A 15,548-nucleotide genomic window follows, 5' to 3' on the forward strand; every position below is an offset into this window, starting at 1 on the left:
TAAATGCACAGATCTTAAGACCTATGCCCAATTTCGCCGCATACTCCCTTTTCATAACTCTCTGCTCTTAATGAACATTCCCTTCGGCATTTTGACTAAGGGGGAATAGAGTGAAACTGTTTTTTACTTTTTTGATGCTATCTGCATTTGCTGCAAATGCGGCAGACACCAAAGACATGAATACTGCCAACAATCCTCTCACTCCAATGCTGGGATTGAATTTTCAAGACTATTACTCCTCTTCCCTCTTCGGTTCTGATAAAACTTCAAACACATTCTTAACTCGTGGAACACTACCGCAAAAAATCGGAGGCCTTCCTCAGATCACTCGTCTGACCATTCCCTATCAAAATGTACCTCGCGTTGGAGATGAAGGTGTGAATGGATTCGGAGACATTAACATCTTTGACATCTTTCTCATGAAACCAAAAAATGGTGTGGAATTTGGTATTGGCCCATACTTTGTTTTTCCGACTGCAACAGAAGATGAAACGGGTGCTGGTAAATGGCAGGCCGGTGCTTCAGCTGTCGCGATTAAGCCAGGTGACTGGGGAATGATGGGTGCACTTCTTACTTATCAACATTCATTTGCGGGCCCAAGTGAAAGACCAACTCAGAATCTCGCAACTCTCCAACCCTTCCTAATCTACAATTTACCCAAAAGTTTCTATGTCCGTTCATCGGCCATCATGAACTTTAACTGGCAGAATGGTCACTATTACATTCCGATTGGTGCAGGGGCCGGCAAAGTCTGGAAACTCAAAAGCGGTACGATCATGAATCTTTTTGTAGAACCGCAGTGGACAATCGCGCACGAAGGTGATGGACAACCAAATTTTCAAACGTTTATGGGTCTTAATTTACAATTCCCTCTGGGTCATTAATCGAGTAATCTTAATCCATGGCAAAACCATGGATTAAGTACGCTCTCCTCATTGGAACAGCTTTCGCAACATTCGTTTTCTTTTTCACCAAGCCTGCAATGCCGCAGGAACTCTCCTATCATCTCTTTGTGGATCAAAGAATGTTTTGGAACATTCCCAATACGTTGGATGTGCTTTCGAATCTTGCTTTCTTGATCGTTGGGATTTTAGGTCTAAGAGAATCATGCAAGATCAACTCTCCAGTTAAAAATTCCTGGATCGCCTTCTTTGTAAGTATTCTTTTAGTCGCACCTGGTTCGGCTTTTTATCACTGGGCCCCAAATAACTACACTCTGATTTGGGACCGCTTGCCCATGAGCACAGGGTTCATGGCCCTTTACGTAATCATGCTTGCCGAACACATCTCATTTAAGTTCACAAAGCTTCTTCCCTGGGCCCTTCTCATGGGTCTTGTGAGTGTTCTCGTGTGGGTCGCAACAGATGACTTAAGGTTTTATTTCTGGGTTCAATTTAGTTCATTCCTAACTGTGCCTATAATTCTTCTCGCCTTCACGTCTCGTTACACTCATAAAGGCTGGTTTGGAGTGACCCTTCTTTTCTACGGTCTCGCGAAATGGACTGAGGTAAAAGACAAAGAGGTTTTCATCTGGACCCATGAACTGATGAGTGGACACACCCTGAAACATATCCTTGCGGCCATCGGTCTCATGGGTGTGTGGTGGATGCTTAAAGTGAGATCAGAAGCAGCGAGCGTTCGAACTCATTCCGTTTAAAAGTTTCGCGAGTTCTGCTTCACGATTCTGGGTAACTTCTAACCCGTCGTGAAACATGACAACCGGATTAAAGCATCCATTCGTCCCTTTTACTGCAACGTGATCAGGACTAATGGTATAGCGGCCCGCACTTCTTTCTGTTGGCCATTCCTGTTGATCATAAACCATATAGATGAGTTCTGAACAAACGATTGACGACTCAGTTTCAACATCAAACCCAAAGTCATATGGTTTCCCGTATTGCTCGAGGGCCTTAAGAATCATCTCTCCATGATTCCCTACCTGATTTGAGCGGAGAACCAGGAAATCATCAATATCCATGAAATGCTCGAGAGTGTTCATTGTTACACCCGGTTCCCGAAGGGCCTCAAGGACAAGCTTTCCTTGAGAGATTTTTTCAAGATGAGGAAACATCGCCGGATGATCAAGTAGAGCAATTTCTTTTCCCTGATAACTCACGCGATAGTTAACTAATTCATCTGGGGAGCCAAGCCAAATAGCCGCATGCCCATAATGACCAGGAATAAATTTATCCGTTAATCGGAAAGGTGTTTTCTCCAGAAGAACATCAAGTGGGCGAAGCTTTGATTTTATCTTCTTCATCCAAGTGGCATCCGAAGCATACTTTAATAGTTTTCCCGAGCGAGACTGAACCTGACCTACTGTATTTCCGAAAATCTGACTCAGCTTAAAAGCGATCTTCTCAAAAGTATTCCCGAGTTGAGTTTGGGACATCATGGCCCCAAGAACCAGCACACTCTTCATACGATAAAGAAAATCCTTGTCCTTGATTTTCCCGGCGGTAAATGAACCAGCGATGTATGTATCAAAGTAATCCGGCGAATAACTTGCGAATTTATTCAGAATAATCAGATGATTTTGAGTATTGGCCCAAAGATTTTGTTTCATTCCATTTGAAAAGAGGTCTTTTAAAATAGATGAATCAGGTCCCATGTCATTTTCAAGAATAGATCTGATCTTCGTTGCCCTACTCATCACTCCCGAAAGCTTGAAGAGGCTGTCGTACATAAACAAACTTGTAGCGGCATTTATACGAACATCATTTAAGAAGGCCTGAGACGTTCTTTCCACAGGATTAAGAGTTACCCTAATATACTTTTTGAGTCCTTTCCCTTTCTCTACAATTGAAAAAGGTCCCGTTGCAACTTCTACCGGTAAACCACGAAGATGATCAGTGGCGGGGATAATGTCTCCAAATGTGTCCTTATTCCAACCGTCGAGACGTCTGAACATATCTTTCAACGTATGAATGTCTTTTAATGAAAGTGGTTTATTACAATCAGAACGAATTCCGAATTCACAGGGTCTTGATTCAAGGAATTCAACAATGGACTCAGTGATCTCAAGTCCTTCATCCATCAATCCACCTGCATGAGTGGAATAATCATTCTGAGCAAAGGCAGATAAAGATAGAACTACCCCTAAAACTAGCGATCCTCGCTTTAACATCAAAATCATCCTTGATTTGAGTTGATGCTTAGATCATTTCAGGGGCACAAGACCGCCGTCAACGGGATTTGCTAATTGCAATATCTTGTTAGACGACGGTTTTCATAAACTATCTATTCCCGATTTCTTTTTTAACAGCTGAAACCATCGGACCAACTTTTTTCACAATCTTCTCGAGATGTTCCCGACTAACCCCGAGTTCCTTGGTCCAATAACTTACTTCATAATCTTCACTTAGATTAATTCTTTGCGAGTCCTGAGGGCGTCTTTGGCTTTTATCGTCAGACATAATGTCCTCCTTTGTTTACCCATTTGTCACACCAATCAGCAATTCTTTGATGATAATCAACTCTATGTGAAAGCTTTCCCGCCTCGGCCAAATCGTGGTGCTCTTCAGGATATAAGATCAGTTCAGCAGGGCAGTTTTTTGCAATCGAAGAAAAGAATTCTTCTGATTGTCCAACCGGACATCGTTGATCTTCTTCACCTTGAAGAATAAGTGTCGGCGTTTTTACATTTGCCGCATAGGTGATAGGAGAATGCTCTCGAAAAATTTCACGATAGTGGTTTATATCCGCGTCCATGTCGAATTCATCAACATAAAATCCACTATCAGAAGTTCCGTAATGAGACTCAAGGTTAACTACCGGCGCAGAAACAATTGCGGCCTTGAAGTCATCCGAATGTCCAATTGCCCAGGCAGACATGAAGCCACCATAAGATTTTCCGGCGATTGCCAATCGATCATCAATAATATTTTCATCTTGAAGAATCTTGATCGCCTCCATGTATTGAGAAAAGTCTTTCTCTCCCCATCGCCCTCTTAATTCTTCAGCAAAACCCAGTCCGTGACTTCCGGATCCCTCAGGGTTTAGCGCCAGGACGGCCCACCCTCTTGAGGCCAATAGATACCAGTAAACATGATAAGAAAAACCAAACTCAACCATACTATGAGGCCCACCATGGGCATCAATCAACAATGGAAGTTTCCCGTTTGCTTCCTGAGGAGTCATCAACCATCCCTCAACTTTCTTCCCTTTACCAACCTCAAATATCTTTTTTTCAACATTTGGTACTGATTTCTTTTTCCACCAATCGGCATTCAATTCAGTTAGCCTTTTTTCGCTAGAACCATCTAATGGAGAAATATAAATGTCTCCAGGTTCATCGATTGAAGTCGATAAATAAGCAAGTATTTCAGAGTTACCGCGAAGAAGAGAAATTTGTCTTTCCCCAGAAATTATAACTTCAATATCACAATTATCGATATCAACTTTGGCCACCTCGCTGAGACCATTTCTTGCTAACGTGAAGTAAAAGGCCTTAGAGTCATTTAACCAAAAAACTGGAGATGAACTTGCCAATGGAAACGTTGAGACCTCCGCCTCTCCATCGCCAATTTTAAGAATCTCTTTGTTCTTTGCATTTACTAACCATGGCCACATGATGGATCTACCAGGTTCAGTAGAACCAACGACAACAAGCCATTTACTGTCAGGCGACCAGTTCGGAGTCATTGCTGAAGGTATGTCATAGGTCATTTGCTCTTGGGCATTCGTATCTAGATTGATGGACCATAGGTCAGATTTAAATGAATCATCACCAGTTCGAGAACGACAAAAACAGAGACTCTTCCCATCAGGTGACACGGCCAAGCTTGTGACATCAAATTCTCCATTTGTTAATTGAGTGGCAGATCCTGTTTCCACATCAATTTTAAATAGATGTGTATGCTTCTGCAGGAGAAATCCTCCGTTATCAGATTTATAACGTTGAATATTAATCACCTTAGGGCGATTACGCCATTCTGCAGGACTTATATCTTCAGGACGCTCCTCCAACTCCACAATCGAAGTGGCATAGATGACATCTCCTTCAGGTCCCCACTCAAATGCGGTGATGTTTCCCTTTAGATGAGTCAGTTGATGGGCCTCACCGCTATTTTTATTCATTAAAAAAATTTGTTGTTTCTTATCTTCTCTTCTGGAAAGAAAGGCAAACTTACTTCCTCCTGGAGACCAGCGAACGTGTCTATCAGAAGACGATCCAAATGTTAATTGCTGAGGGCCGTTGCGATGAGGAGAGACTATCCAAATTTTGGAAATGGAATCATCCATTTCCTTATCGGGTGTCTTCACTTCAAATAGAACCTCATCTGAGATTGGGCTAACTTGAAGATCATAGATCAATTTGTATTTATAAATATCTTCTGCTTCAAAAGGGACCTGCCGAAGCAGATCCCTTGATTGCAAATTATTGACGTTGATCACGACGTTCCTCGCGTTTCTCATCACGGTTCTCGTCACGACGCTCTTCGCGTCTTTCATCGCGTTTCTCTTCCCGGTTCTCATTCCGGTTAGCGTTTTGTTGTTCACGTCTCTCGTTTTCGCCTTGTTGTGTCTGATTCATATAGATCTCCTTTGTGAGATTTATGCCTTGGCAAAATTGCCAAGAATTACGTCAGAAGCATTTCAGAGATGGCCTCATCACTTTGACTCATTCCACGAAGCCAGTTCGTAACGTTTTCCAAGTGCTCGCGCTCTTCTTCAAGCGCCTCTTCGAAAGACGACGCAATCTGCTCGAGATTATTATTGCGAGCAAGTTCAATCAAAAGTTCCCAACAAGCGTTATCCACCAGTTCGGCCATATGAATAACTTCTAGAGATTGCATGAACGTCGTTCTTGGATCCGCGATAACCTGCACCCAACCACATGAAGCGACACCGGTCACGTCTGCCGAAGGTGTTACTGCGGTAGGATCTCCACCTAATTCCAGGATTACATCCGAAACTAGAGTAAAGTGATTTAACTCCGCCTCGTAAAAGTGCTCTAATTGCTCAAGAGGCGGAAGTATCTCTTTATTTGGACTGCCGTGGTATTTACTCAGAAGGGCCTCATACAGACGAACACCACTTCTCTCAAAGGCCAGTCGTTCGCCAAGCTTATCCATGAGCAGAGTTTTACTCGGGCTCATCTTAGATTTAGCATTTGAAAAGAGACCTTTGGTTTTGCCAGGCTTCGGCATTGAACCAATCGGTTCCGCTTCACGCATATAACGAATTCGATTCTCCCCTAGTTCAGAACTAAAACCGGCCGACGGAGATGTTAGAGTTTCTGCACCTTCTTTAGTTTCAAGAGAGTCGACCAAAGAAGACATCATTCCAGTGCGATTGATACCTTGATTTGAATTGATTAAATCCTTCATGGGTCACCTCTTATTGTTTCATGTTGAAGTTTTCTAAATTCGCAAGCTCAGTACCTGGCTTCCAGACGTAACCCGAAGTCACGATCTCAGTCGGACAGCCCTCGGAGTTCATATAGTCTCGGTACTGAATGGTGGCACGACTTTCTTCGTTAAGGCCCACAAATTCATCACCCTTAACTCGCAGATTCACTTCTTCACGAAGAACTTCACGAACGAATTCTCTCTGACTCTTATATTCAATAGGAGATGGTAATTTCTGATCAAGAATCTCTGCAGGATCTCTTCTTTCTGTCTTCTTAAAGAGTTCCATCACTGCATGAAGCTGACCCAGTTCATACTCAAGGAATCTTTCCCAGATGGCCTTAATGCGAGGATTAGTTTCAAAGGTCATACAGCTATAATAGTTATAGACCTCATTCGCTTCATGCATCATCCACTTTTCAAGCCAGGACTCGTTCGGATCAATGATTGATTCATATTGGGTCACGTGCTGCTCTTCAATCGAAGCGATCTCCGCATACAATTGTCTTGCAGTTGGATCCGAGAACATCGGCCCAATTGTCATATAGTAATCATGAGTTTGATTTTCACCGGCCATAATAGTGAGAGCATGAAACTTTGAAAGCATCTCTGCCTTCTCTCTATCATAGGCCTCTCTGAGTTCATCACTCGGGTCTCGATGCTCAAACATGGTTGGTCGGCCAGGAACAATGTCTGTATAGCCCTGAAGAATACTATTGGCGTCTTTTCCTTCCAATCGATCCATCAAAGCAGAATAACGATACATATGATCGAAATCTTCCAACAAACCATATCGATACACTTGAGCGAGATAGGGATCGGGCTCTTTTTGCGCAACAGCGGCCGTGACTTCAATTGCCACTTGCTCAAACCCAATCGTGGTCTCCAATGGGGAATGATCTGCCCCAAGAAGCCAATTGACTAAAGTTTGTTGATGTTGTTCTACACGCCGAATTTTTGCCAATGGCAATTGTAGATCTTTATTCATTCGGGAGCAGGCGTGACTAAATCTATTTGCTTCAGACTCAATGCCATTCATGAGTATTATTCGTACTCTAGTGAACGCATCATCATTTAATTTGCTGATTGGTTTCTGGACTAAATCTTTCCAAGTGAAGCGCTGTTTATCGAGTGAAACACCTTTGTCTCTAAATAAATCAATACTCATAGTTCCCCCTTAAGTGAGATGACTTAAGAAGAACTGCAAAGATGAAACCTAAATATAAAAACTAAATTTTAAAATCTGCAAAAATCCCTAAACTTCCCACTGTAGTATTAAACTCAGATCGGTAGCTGAAGTTTTGATACTTGACTCCAAATGCCTGAGCGTCTGAATTTCGCCAGGTAAGAGAAAGCGAGCTTCTGGAGCCGTTCAAACTTCTGACCTTAGAACTGTCTTCCGAAGTCACGTTACCGTCCATAATAAAGCTGTAACCAATACCAGCTTCAAGTGGAACTTTTTTAAAGGGCAATATCTGAGTGAATTCAGCTCCTGACCACCATCCAGCAAAACGACTGATGGCCACATATTCAGAGGGATCGTTGGAATAAAAAGTCTTATCTTTACTGTAGTCGTATAAATTATCCACTTTACGAGAAAGAAAGACCGCAAATCGATTATTTAAACTGGTTCGATTGAACATGCCCTTAATTCCCACATCGTAGTTGAAACGGCTTTCGTTTCCATCAATGGTTTTATCTTGGCCAGTTTGTTGCTTAACTTTTACATTGGCAAAATCAACATTGGTGAGCTGAGAAAAAAGATTTAGTCCAAAGAATGAATTCTGTGGAATTTCATAATTTATTCCGACCCCATAAGAACGGTTGCTGGTTTGAATTTCAGCATCATTGTTAAGACCAGTTTTGACCGAATCAAGAGTAAGCAAAGCACCAACCGACAAGGTGTTCTCCACTACTCTTTTATCTTCTACCTTGAGCTTTTTTAGATTGCTTGTGACAGTGTTAGTAGTCCCACGATAAAGAGTGAGGTTAAGAATTGTACCGGCAGAAATTCGATCCATTCTTCTTAACTGAGGATTTAAGCGAAGGATCTCTTCTCTTTCTTCTGGTGTCGCTTTGATTTCATCAAACACGGATGTAAGAGTCGTATCTGTCTTAGCAACATAGACACGAGAATAAATGTCCATAGCCGAAGCTGTTGACGCCACAAGTAACATTATAATTATTTTTTTATACATGAATAAAATCTTAACAGCTGCCAAAATCCTGTAAACTTAATTGATAACATTTCTGTAGCTGAAAATGCTACATGATAGGGGCAAATGCATTGAGTACTCTTGTACGAAACTTCTTATAGAAACTTTGAAGTTTATAATCTTCCAGCGCCATTTCAATTGAATCATTGAAGTCTTGCTTTAACATCGCTTCTAGCTCAAGAAGAAATTTCTTATCATTGGTGATGATCCCATTTTCAAAATTAATGAACATACTTCTGAAATCTAGATTTGAAGATCCCACAATGCCCAGCTTATCATCGATCAGCATGACCTTCTGATGCATCATTCCCTTTTGATAGCGATAGACCTTAATCCCATATTTTAGTAAACGTTCATAATACATTTCGGCCGCACCTGAAACATAATCATTATCACTCTTCAAAGGTGCGATGACTCTCACATCCAAATGCTTGATCGCCGCTATCGATAGAGCATCCATGATTTGTTGGGGAGGAACGACATAAGGATTAGCGATCCAAATTCGTTCCTTTGCAGAATTAATCATCTCCACATGTTGAAGTAGATTCATCGCCTCAGGGCCAATAGGATTAGAATTGTGAATGATAAGTGAAGTGTTCCCTGTTGGTTCGGCCACTTCCCAACGGACATCTAATTTATCTTTTTTAGACCAGTTCCAGTCTTTAGCAAATTCAGTTTGCCCAAGCATAACTGCGGGACCAGTCACCCGCACATTGGTGTCTCGCCAATAGCCGATTTCCGGCAGGGCCCCAACATAATCAAGACCAATGTTCACTCCTCCCCAGTAACCGACCTTTCCATCCACGATAAGAAGTTTCCGGTGGTTTCTGAAGTTCAGATAAAACTTGCTTCTCTTACCTGGACTATGACTTCCAAACTTCACTCCCGCTTTTTCTAATTCTTTTAAAACAGAAGGTTTCATGAATATGGCGTGATTATCGTAAAGAAGATAAACCTTCACACCTTCCCGTGCCTTTTTGGAAAGGGCCTCTGCGAATTTCTTTCCGACTGCATCGGTCCGGAAGATATACATCTGGAGAAGGACGTATTCTTTGGCTTCGTCGATACTTTGAAGCATGCTATGAAAAGTGGTCTTTCCATCTATCAAAAGCTTGATGTCATTACCGGCCATATAGGGATGCTCACTCAGAGTGAGAAAATCCACTTTGTTTTCAAAATGCTTAACAAGGTCGTGACTGTTGATGGGATATTCTTTTAATACATCAAATTCAAGATATCCGGATGGTCGACGCTTTCCAAAGAGCAGGAACACGGGAAGCGCGATGAGAGGAAACGTTACTAGTCCAATTGCCCAGGCCACCATTCCTTGGGGAGTCCTCGACTGAAATAAAGCATAGAAAGCGGCAATAACGCCCAGGATGTGAAAGATAACGATGATGACAACTGTACTTTCTTCCAGTCGAATGACCATTAACCTACCTAGTCTTTAATCATAATTGATGAGACGAGTAAGAGCACTCCTGGAAGAATAACACTGACGATACCAAATTGAATTCCACATAAGGCCGCTGCAACACAGCCCACAAAGAATGAGACAACCATCTCAATAGTCGAAAAATAAATAGGACTTTTTACCTTAGAAATCAAATCAAGAAAGAACTGAGTCACGTTTCCTGTCATGACAGTTGAAGTCGGAGTATTTTTCAAAAAAATTTTATGGGCCGCATTTTGCATCCCCATGGCGAAGACCAGTCCCATGACACAAGCATAGAAGCTTGTTCCATCTTTGAAGAAAATCAGACCTACTCCACTTAGGATCACTAGGCCTGAGATCATAAAAAAGAAGCCACGTTTTTTACAAAGCTTTCCATTGAAATATCCCACCATCAAAACACCTGCGACAAAAAATGGAAAAGTCACAAGCTTAGAGAGGCCCGCGTGATGTCCGGATGCAAGAGTGGCAGCGAAGACCACAAAGTTACCTGTCACATGAGCGGAGAAAATTCCAGCAGCACCAATAAAGGTAGCGGTATCAATGAAACCGGCAGAGAAAGCTAGTATCCATAAAAAGAATCTCTGATCTAGAACGCCCAACATGAACACCCCAATCCCCAATCAAAGACAGCTTCTTCAATCGAGTTTCTTCTAAGTTTCGGCATCTCGTGCTGGGGACAGCAGCTTTTTACTTCAGTGGGATGGACCATGAAGCGTTTTGCCTGGTATCCACCGAAGGTACGAACTGGTGACCAGTCTGGCATGGCCGGAGGAAGGACGGGAGCGAGAGTTTTAAAGTCATCATCCCCATGGACGATCTTTCCATTCACCACAGTCATAAGAGACGTGATGTTTTTAATTTCTTCTGCATCGATTTTAAAAAAGTCATCGGATAAGACAGTTAAATCGGCGAACATTCCTTCTTTGATCATCCCCTTCTTGCCTTCTTCATTTGAGAACCATGTATTAGACAATGTCCAAACTTTCAAGGCCTCTTCTCTTTCAAGAAGTCTCTCTTCTGGATACATCACCATTCCACCCAGAGTTTTCCCGGTCGTTAACCAGTATAGACTCACCCAAGGATTGTAACTGGCGACTCTGGTCGCATCAGTTCCACCTCCTACAGGTAGACCAGTTTTCAACATGTCTTTTACAGGTGGAGTATTTCTCACGACATCTCTTCCATAGCGCTCTACAAAGTATTCACCCTGATAGGCCATGCGGTGTTGAATGGCGATACCACCACCCAATGCCTTCACTCGATCGATATTTTTCTGATTGATCGTTTCAGCATGATCAAAGAACCAATGAATACCATTGAAGGCCGTATCTTTATTCACTTTCTCAAAAACGTTGAGGGCCCGCTCAATCGTTTCGTTGTAAGTTGCGTGCATTCTAAAAGGCCAGCGTTTCTCAATCAGCAGTCTCACCACCTTCTCTAGATCTTCTTCCATATTGGCAGCAAGATCAGGACGAGGTTCGCGGAAGTCTTCAAAATCTGCTGCTGAGAATACGAGCATCTCGCCAGCGCCATTGTGATGGTACATATCAGTCCCTTCACCAGGTTTAAGCATCTCAGACCAACGTTTAAAATCTGCTAGTTCTTCTTTAGGTTTTTGAGTAAACAGATTGTAAGCAATCCGAAGAGTAAGCTTGTCCTCTTTTGCGAGCTTATCAATGACCTCATAGTCTTCTGGGTAATTTTGAAAGCCACCGCCCGCATCGATCACACTCGTGACACCAAGACGATTTAGCTCGCGCATGAAGTGTTGAGTTGAATTGATCTGATACTCAAGAGGGAGCTTTGGGCCTTTTGCTAATGTCGCATACAGGATCAAGGCATTAGGCTTTGCCAGTAGCATTCCGGTTGGATTGCCTTTCGAGTCCTTTTCAATCATTCCACCCGGAGGATTAGGCGTGTCTTTATCAAAACCACAAACTTTCAATGCGGCACGATTAAGTAAAGCGCGGTCATATAAATGAAGAATAAAGACGGGAGTATCTGGCGAAGCTTCATTGATCTCTTCCAAGGTCGGAAGACGCTTTTCTCTGAACTGATGAGCGGTAAAGCCACCAACCACTCTAACCCACTGTGGAGCTGGAGTAACGCGTGCTTGTTCTTTAAGCATTCGGAGGGCATCGGCCAGAGACTCTAAGCCGTCCCAACGAAGTTCCATATTATAATTCAGTCCACCACGGATGACGTGAATGTGAGAATCAATAAGTCCAGGAACCACACGCTTCTTATGAAGATCAATTTTTTGTGTTGATGCTTCGGCAAGCTCCATGACTTCTTTGTCACTGCCGACTTTAATGATCTTTCCACCGAGTGTTGCAACTGCAGTTGCTTCACGCTTAGAAGGATCCATTGTTGTTACTAATCCATTATAAAAAATTTTATCTGCTTTCATTCGAGTTTCTCCAGGGAGATTATCATACCCGGAAATGAAGTTATTCGTCGACAAAACTTCCTTCTGCCAGAGCAGAGATATAACGAATTTGTTTTAACTTTTGAGTAGGATTATTAAGCTCTAAAATTGTTCGACGAGCATATTTTTCTTCAAGCTGAGCGACTTCCCTTCTGAATTCATCTTCTGATTGTGGCGTCAATTGAAAGAACTGCAGCATAAGAGCAGAACCTTTCTTATTCATAAGATTGTCTTTAAAAAGTTTTGTGACCCAGTCTCGAAGGAGTTCAGTCATAAACGTGCCTTCAAACTTCCACCGAATGGGTCTCATCTTCGGAACTCTTAGAGAATCTTCAGCACCAAATTGTACTAACCCCAATCGATCTAAGCGTAGTAGAATTTTATTAATATCGTCCTTATCCATCTCAAGTTTTTGCATAACTTCATCAACAGACTTTCTCTCGTAAACTAACAACCAATAAACCACGAAAGACTTCTTATCTTTTAAAAAGTGTTGTTGCTGGGCCTCATGAAAAGTAAATGTCTGAACGTTTTGTTCTTCTGCATTCTTAATCACCCCAAAAACCGAAAGACCCATGGCCTGACAGATCATATTAATGCGATTGAAAGACCCATCATCCGCATTGAACCACTTTTTGAGGGTCGATTCCGGCAGATCCATTTGCCGGGCAAGCTCGGCATAAGAGGTATTTTGTCTTCTCAGAGCTTTTTTAAGCTCTGCCATCACTAATTCATAGCTAACGTTGGCCATTTTGGGTCCTTTTGTAATAAATAGTACCAGAATTTGGATCTTTTATAAACGGTATTGGTATATTTTTACGCATGGTGCAGGATTTCGGTATGACTAGCTCACAAACCTACTTAAAGATCAAAAAGGACCCCATGTATCTCCTTAGGGTCTATCTCATTGAGATGGTGGTTTTTGCGTTACTCATCTCGATACTCTACTTTGTTCGCGACTTAAATTCAGTAAACCTATCCCTGGGTTTAGCGGTGTTGCCAGTGGCCCTCGTATTCGGATGTATGGTGGCCTCGTTTATTCACAACGCCTCACATGGGAACGTAAGTAATAAATTTATAAACCGAGCTGTGGGAGAATTTTGTGGAACGTGGGTTCTTTATGGATTTACAAATTTTATTCTCGTTCACCTCCTCCACCATCAGTACTCTGATGATGAACTTGATCCAGTGAATCCTAAGGGAATGAGCTTCCTTAAATTCCTATCAGCACCTATGCGCTATATGATCGTGGTGGCAAAGAAGTATCTTTTTATTCAGCATGGCCAGACGAAGAATTATATTTTCATCATGAATACTCAGACGGTAGTATTTCATCTGAATCTCGTGCTGAAGCTGACGTTTTGGTACCTATTATTTGGAAAAACATTGTTCTTGTTCTTCTACGTTCCGGCCTTCTTAAGTAACGTAGCGATTCTTGCTCACATTAATTATGTTTGTCACCGTGACCTGGAAGACGGGACGGTTGAGATGGTGAACTTAAATCACAACCTCTACTACAAGGTCGCTAATTACATTACGTTCGGGGGTTACTTTCATAAGAGCCATCACATGAGGCTTAACGTTTTTAACCCAATGAAACTCGCCCAGGAGACCCTTCCAACTCATAAGGCTGCCGCTTATAATGGTAACTTTATCGCTCGATATTTTGATCTTCACAACATTTGGGGTGAAGGACAAAAAAACAAAGTGTAACATTAATTCATGGCCAATAAGAACAGACGATCCGCCTTCACCAAGGCCCTATCATTTGTTGATCTCTCAAAAATTCCCGGACCTCGAGGAATTGATTATTTCCATTACGTTCAATTCTTTCAGCGAGACATTCTCGGAGCATTCACAAAGGTAAATCGTGATTATGGAGACATCGGCAGTTTCCCGTGGCCCATGAATTCCATCATTATCTATTCTCCGGAATTTGCTCGCAGAGTATTAGTGGAAAATCATAAGAGTTATATCAAGGGCGAACAGATTGAAGAACTTCGGGCCGTAGTTGGAAATGGTCTTGCCACTAACAATGATTACGAATCTTGGCTAAGAATTAGAACAATCATTGCTAAAGAATTTAATGCCAAGGCGATTCAAAGCTTCAATAAAAACTTTGAGAGGCTTTGTCTTGAGCATATTTCAGGATGGAGCGGCAAAAGTGAGATGGATGTCTGTGAAGAGATGAAGTTTCTCACCTTCAAAATCGCTTGCGATACTTTACTCGGGGTCAGTCTTAGTAAAGAAGACGCCCATAAAGTAAATGAGGCAGTTCACTTCACGTCACTTGTCACCTACGAGAGGATCTTTCAATTCTTCCCAGTTCCTTATTGGGTACCTACTAAGAAGAATGAAGCATTTCATCGTCATTATAAAAATTTAAGCACCATCGTGAATAAATTGATTCTTCAAGAAAAAGGACGACAAAACTCTCATCCTTCAAGCGTTCTTGAAAGACTGGTTCACGCCGTTGATCCAGAAACCAAAGACCGCTTAAGTGATGATGAGCTTCACGATGAGATTTTAACCATGCTGCTTGCAGGACACGAGACCTCGGCCCACTCGCTTACCTGGACAATTGGTCTTTTGGCCAAGCATCAAGAAATTCAGGAGAAATTGCACAAACTAATTTCCGAGAACTCACTCGAGAATATTCCTTACCTTCAATGGATCATCATGGAATCCATGCGTCTTTATCCGTCATTTCCGGTACTATCCAGAAAGACCGCCGAGACTGATACACTTGGCCCTTATACCATCCCTAAAAATACAAATGTGGTAATTCCGATTTATGTGATCCAAAGAAACCAAGAGAACTTTGCAGATGCCCTAACATTTAATCCCGAACGATTTGCTTCTGCGGAAACTCAAAAGTCATTTGCCTATCTGCCATTCTCAAAAGGTCCTCGAAAATGTATCGCTGAGGCATTTGCCATGAGCGAGATGGCGATCATTCTCTATCAATTAATTAAACATTTTTCTTTCGAACTCATTCATACTGACCTTCCTCAAGAGGTGGCCTCTGTCAGCTTAAAACCGGTTGGCGGTATGAATGTTCGTGCGATAAAGCGCAAATAAGCATAAAATAGCTC

General features: G+C 42.1%; 15 protein-coding genes. 4 read left to right on the plus strand and 11 right to left on the minus strand.

Annotated elements, in window-relative coordinates; translation table 11 throughout:
* The first annotated feature begins 110 nt into the window (after positions 1–110).
* Together SOO65_RS14335 and SOO65_RS14340 are read left to right on the plus strand one after the other, a co-directional pair.
* The gene (locus tag SOO65_RS14335; RefSeq protein WP_321391417.1) at positions 111–884 is read left to right on the plus strand and encodes a hypothetical protein; all 774 of its coding nucleotides are present in this window, start codon (positions 111–113) and stop codon (positions 882–884) included.
* Between the two features lie 17 nt (positions 885–901).
* On the plus strand, positions 902–1,657 hold the full coding sequence (locus tag SOO65_RS14340; protein ID WP_321391420.1) for a hypothetical protein: 756 nt from the start codon (positions 902–904) through the stop codon (positions 1,655–1,657).
* Here the strand turns inward: SOO65_RS14340 and SOO65_RS14345 are convergent.
* From SOO65_RS14345 to SOO65_RS14395, 11 genes are all read right to left on the minus strand, one after another.
* Positions 1,622–3,127 carry a YiiX/YebB-like N1pC/P60 family cysteine hydrolase gene (locus tag SOO65_RS14345; RefSeq protein ID WP_321391422.1) on the minus strand — a complete coding sequence of 502 codons (1,506 nt, stop codon included), beginning with the start codon at positions 3,125–3,127 and terminating at the stop codon, positions 1,622–1,624. The two genes, SOO65_RS14340 and SOO65_RS14345, sit on opposite strands and share 36 nt — an antisense overlap.
* 109 nt (positions 3,128–3,236) lie before the next feature.
* A complete protein-coding gene (locus SOO65_RS14350) occupies positions 3,237–3,416 on the minus strand; it encodes a DUF3606 domain-containing protein (protein WP_321391425.1) in 180 nt (59 codons plus the stop codon).
* On the minus strand, positions 3,409–5,079 hold the full coding sequence (locus SOO65_RS14355; RefSeq protein WP_321391428.1) for a S9 family peptidase: 1,671 nt from the start codon (positions 5,077–5,079) through the stop codon (positions 3,409–3,411). Before SOO65_RS14355 ends, SOO65_RS14350 begins: the two co-directional genes overlap by 8 nt.
* Before the next feature lie 301 nt (positions 5,080–5,380).
* The gene (locus SOO65_RS14360) at positions 5,381–5,536 is read right to left on the minus strand and encodes a hypothetical protein (protein ID WP_321391430.1); all 156 of its coding nucleotides are present in this window, start codon (positions 5,534–5,536) and stop codon (positions 5,381–5,383) included.
* A 46-nt stretch (positions 5,537–5,582) separates the two neighbouring features.
* On the minus strand, positions 5,583–6,332 hold the full coding sequence (locus tag SOO65_RS14365; protein WP_321391433.1) for a ferritin-like domain-containing protein: 750 nt from the start codon (positions 6,330–6,332) through the stop codon (positions 5,583–5,585).
* Between the two features lie 10 nt (positions 6,333–6,342).
* Positions 6,343–7,521: a hypothetical protein gene (locus SOO65_RS14370; RefSeq protein ID WP_321391436.1), complete on the minus strand. Its 1,179-nt coding sequence runs from the start codon at positions 7,519–7,521 to the stop codon at positions 6,343–6,345.
* Positions 7,522–7,582: 61 nt separating this feature from the next.
* Entirely contained in the window at positions 7,583–8,530 is a 948-nt protein-coding gene (locus SOO65_RS14375) for a hypothetical protein (RefSeq protein WP_321391440.1), read from the minus strand.
* An 88-nt stretch (positions 8,531–8,618) separates the two neighbouring features.
* On the minus strand, positions 8,619–10,001 hold the full coding sequence (gene cls, locus SOO65_RS14380; RefSeq protein ID WP_321391443.1) for a cardiolipin synthase: 1,383 nt from the start codon (positions 9,999–10,001) through the stop codon (positions 8,619–8,621).
* Positions 10,002–10,009: 8 nt separating this feature from the next.
* The gene (locus SOO65_RS14385) at positions 10,010–10,627 is read right to left on the minus strand and encodes a YoaK family protein (protein ID WP_321391445.1); all 618 of its coding nucleotides are present in this window, start codon (positions 10,625–10,627) and stop codon (positions 10,010–10,012) included.
* A complete protein-coding gene (locus SOO65_RS14390; RefSeq protein WP_321391447.1) occupies positions 10,612–12,435 on the minus strand; it encodes an amidohydrolase in 1,824 nt (607 codons plus the stop codon). Before SOO65_RS14390 ends, SOO65_RS14385 begins: the two co-directional genes overlap by 16 nt.
* Before the next feature lie 40 nt (positions 12,436–12,475).
* The gene (locus SOO65_RS14395; RefSeq protein WP_321391448.1) at positions 12,476–13,204 is read right to left on the minus strand and encodes a helix-turn-helix transcriptional regulator; all 729 of its coding nucleotides are present in this window, start codon (positions 13,202–13,204) and stop codon (positions 12,476–12,478) included.
* An 89-nt stretch (positions 13,205–13,293) separates the two neighbouring features.
* Between SOO65_RS14395 and SOO65_RS14400 the strand changes: the two genes are divergently transcribed.
* Positions 13,294–14,166 (plus strand): fatty acid desaturase, encoded by an 873-nt coding sequence (locus SOO65_RS14400; RefSeq protein WP_321391451.1) that lies wholly within the window; start codon positions 13,294–13,296, stop codon positions 14,164–14,166.
* A gap of 9 nt (positions 14,167–14,175) precedes the next feature.
* A complete protein-coding gene (locus tag SOO65_RS14405; protein WP_321391453.1) occupies positions 14,176–15,534 on the plus strand; it encodes a cytochrome P450 in 1,359 nt (452 codons plus the stop codon).
* Positions 15,535–15,548 lie beyond the last annotated feature (14 nt).

Source organism: Peredibacter starrii (genome assembly GCF_034259205.1).
Lineage (GTDB): Bacteria > Bdellovibrionota > Bacteriovoracia > Bacteriovoracales > Bacteriovoracaceae > Peredibacter > Peredibacter starrii.

What these genes read in the sequence shown, in the direction of transcription:
- SOO65_RS14375 (WP_321391440.1), bottom strand. Translation starts at nt 8,530, where the DNA reads ATGTTACTTGTGGCGTCAACAGCTTCGGCTATGGACATTTATTCTCGT.
- SOO65_RS14350 (WP_321391425.1), bottom strand. Translation starts at nt 3,416, where the DNA reads ATGTCTGACGATAAAAGCCAAAGACGCCCTCAGGACTCGCAAAGAATT.
- SOO65_RS14400 (WP_321391451.1), top strand. Translation starts at nt 13,294, where the DNA reads ATGACTAGCTCACAAACCTACTTAAAGATCAAAAAGGACCCCATGTAT.
- SOO65_RS14340 (WP_321391420.1), top strand. Translation starts at nt 902, where the DNA reads ATGGCAAAACCATGGATTAAGTACGCTCTCCTCATTGGAACAGCTTTC.
- SOO65_RS14390 (WP_321391447.1), bottom strand. Translation starts at nt 12,435, where the DNA reads ATGAAAGCAGATAAAATTTTTTATAATGGATTAGTAACAACAATGGAT.
- SOO65_RS14345 (WP_321391422.1), bottom strand. Translation starts at nt 3,127, where the DNA reads ATGTTAAAGCGAGGATCGCTAGTTTTAGGGGTAGTTCTATCTTTATCT.
- cls (WP_321391443.1), bottom strand. Translation starts at nt 10,001, where the DNA reads ATGGTCATTCGACTGGAAGAAAGTACAGTTGTCATCATCGTTATCTTT.
- SOO65_RS14370 (WP_321391436.1), bottom strand. Translation starts at nt 7,521, where the DNA reads ATGAGTATTGATTTATTTAGAGACAAAGGTGTTTCACTCGATAAACAG.
- SOO65_RS14365 (WP_321391433.1), bottom strand. Translation starts at nt 6,332, where the DNA reads ATGAAGGATTTAATCAATTCAAATCAAGGTATCAATCGCACTGGAATG.
- SOO65_RS14355 (WP_321391428.1), bottom strand. Translation starts at nt 5,079, where the DNA reads ATGAATAAAAATAGCGGTGAGGCCCATCAACTGACTCATCTAAAGGGA.
- SOO65_RS14385 (WP_321391445.1), bottom strand. Translation starts at nt 10,627, where the DNA reads ATGTTGGGCGTTCTAGATCAGAGATTCTTTTTATGGATACTAGCTTTC.
- SOO65_RS14395 (WP_321391448.1), bottom strand. Translation starts at nt 13,204, where the DNA reads ATGGCCAACGTTAGCTATGAATTAGTGATGGCAGAGCTTAAAAAAGCT.
- SOO65_RS14360 (WP_321391430.1), bottom strand. Translation starts at nt 5,536, where the DNA reads ATGAATCAGACACAACAAGGCGAAAACGAGAGACGTGAACAACAAAAC.
- SOO65_RS14405 (WP_321391453.1), top strand. Translation starts at nt 14,176, where the DNA reads ATGGCCAATAAGAACAGACGATCCGCCTTCACCAAGGCCCTATCATTT.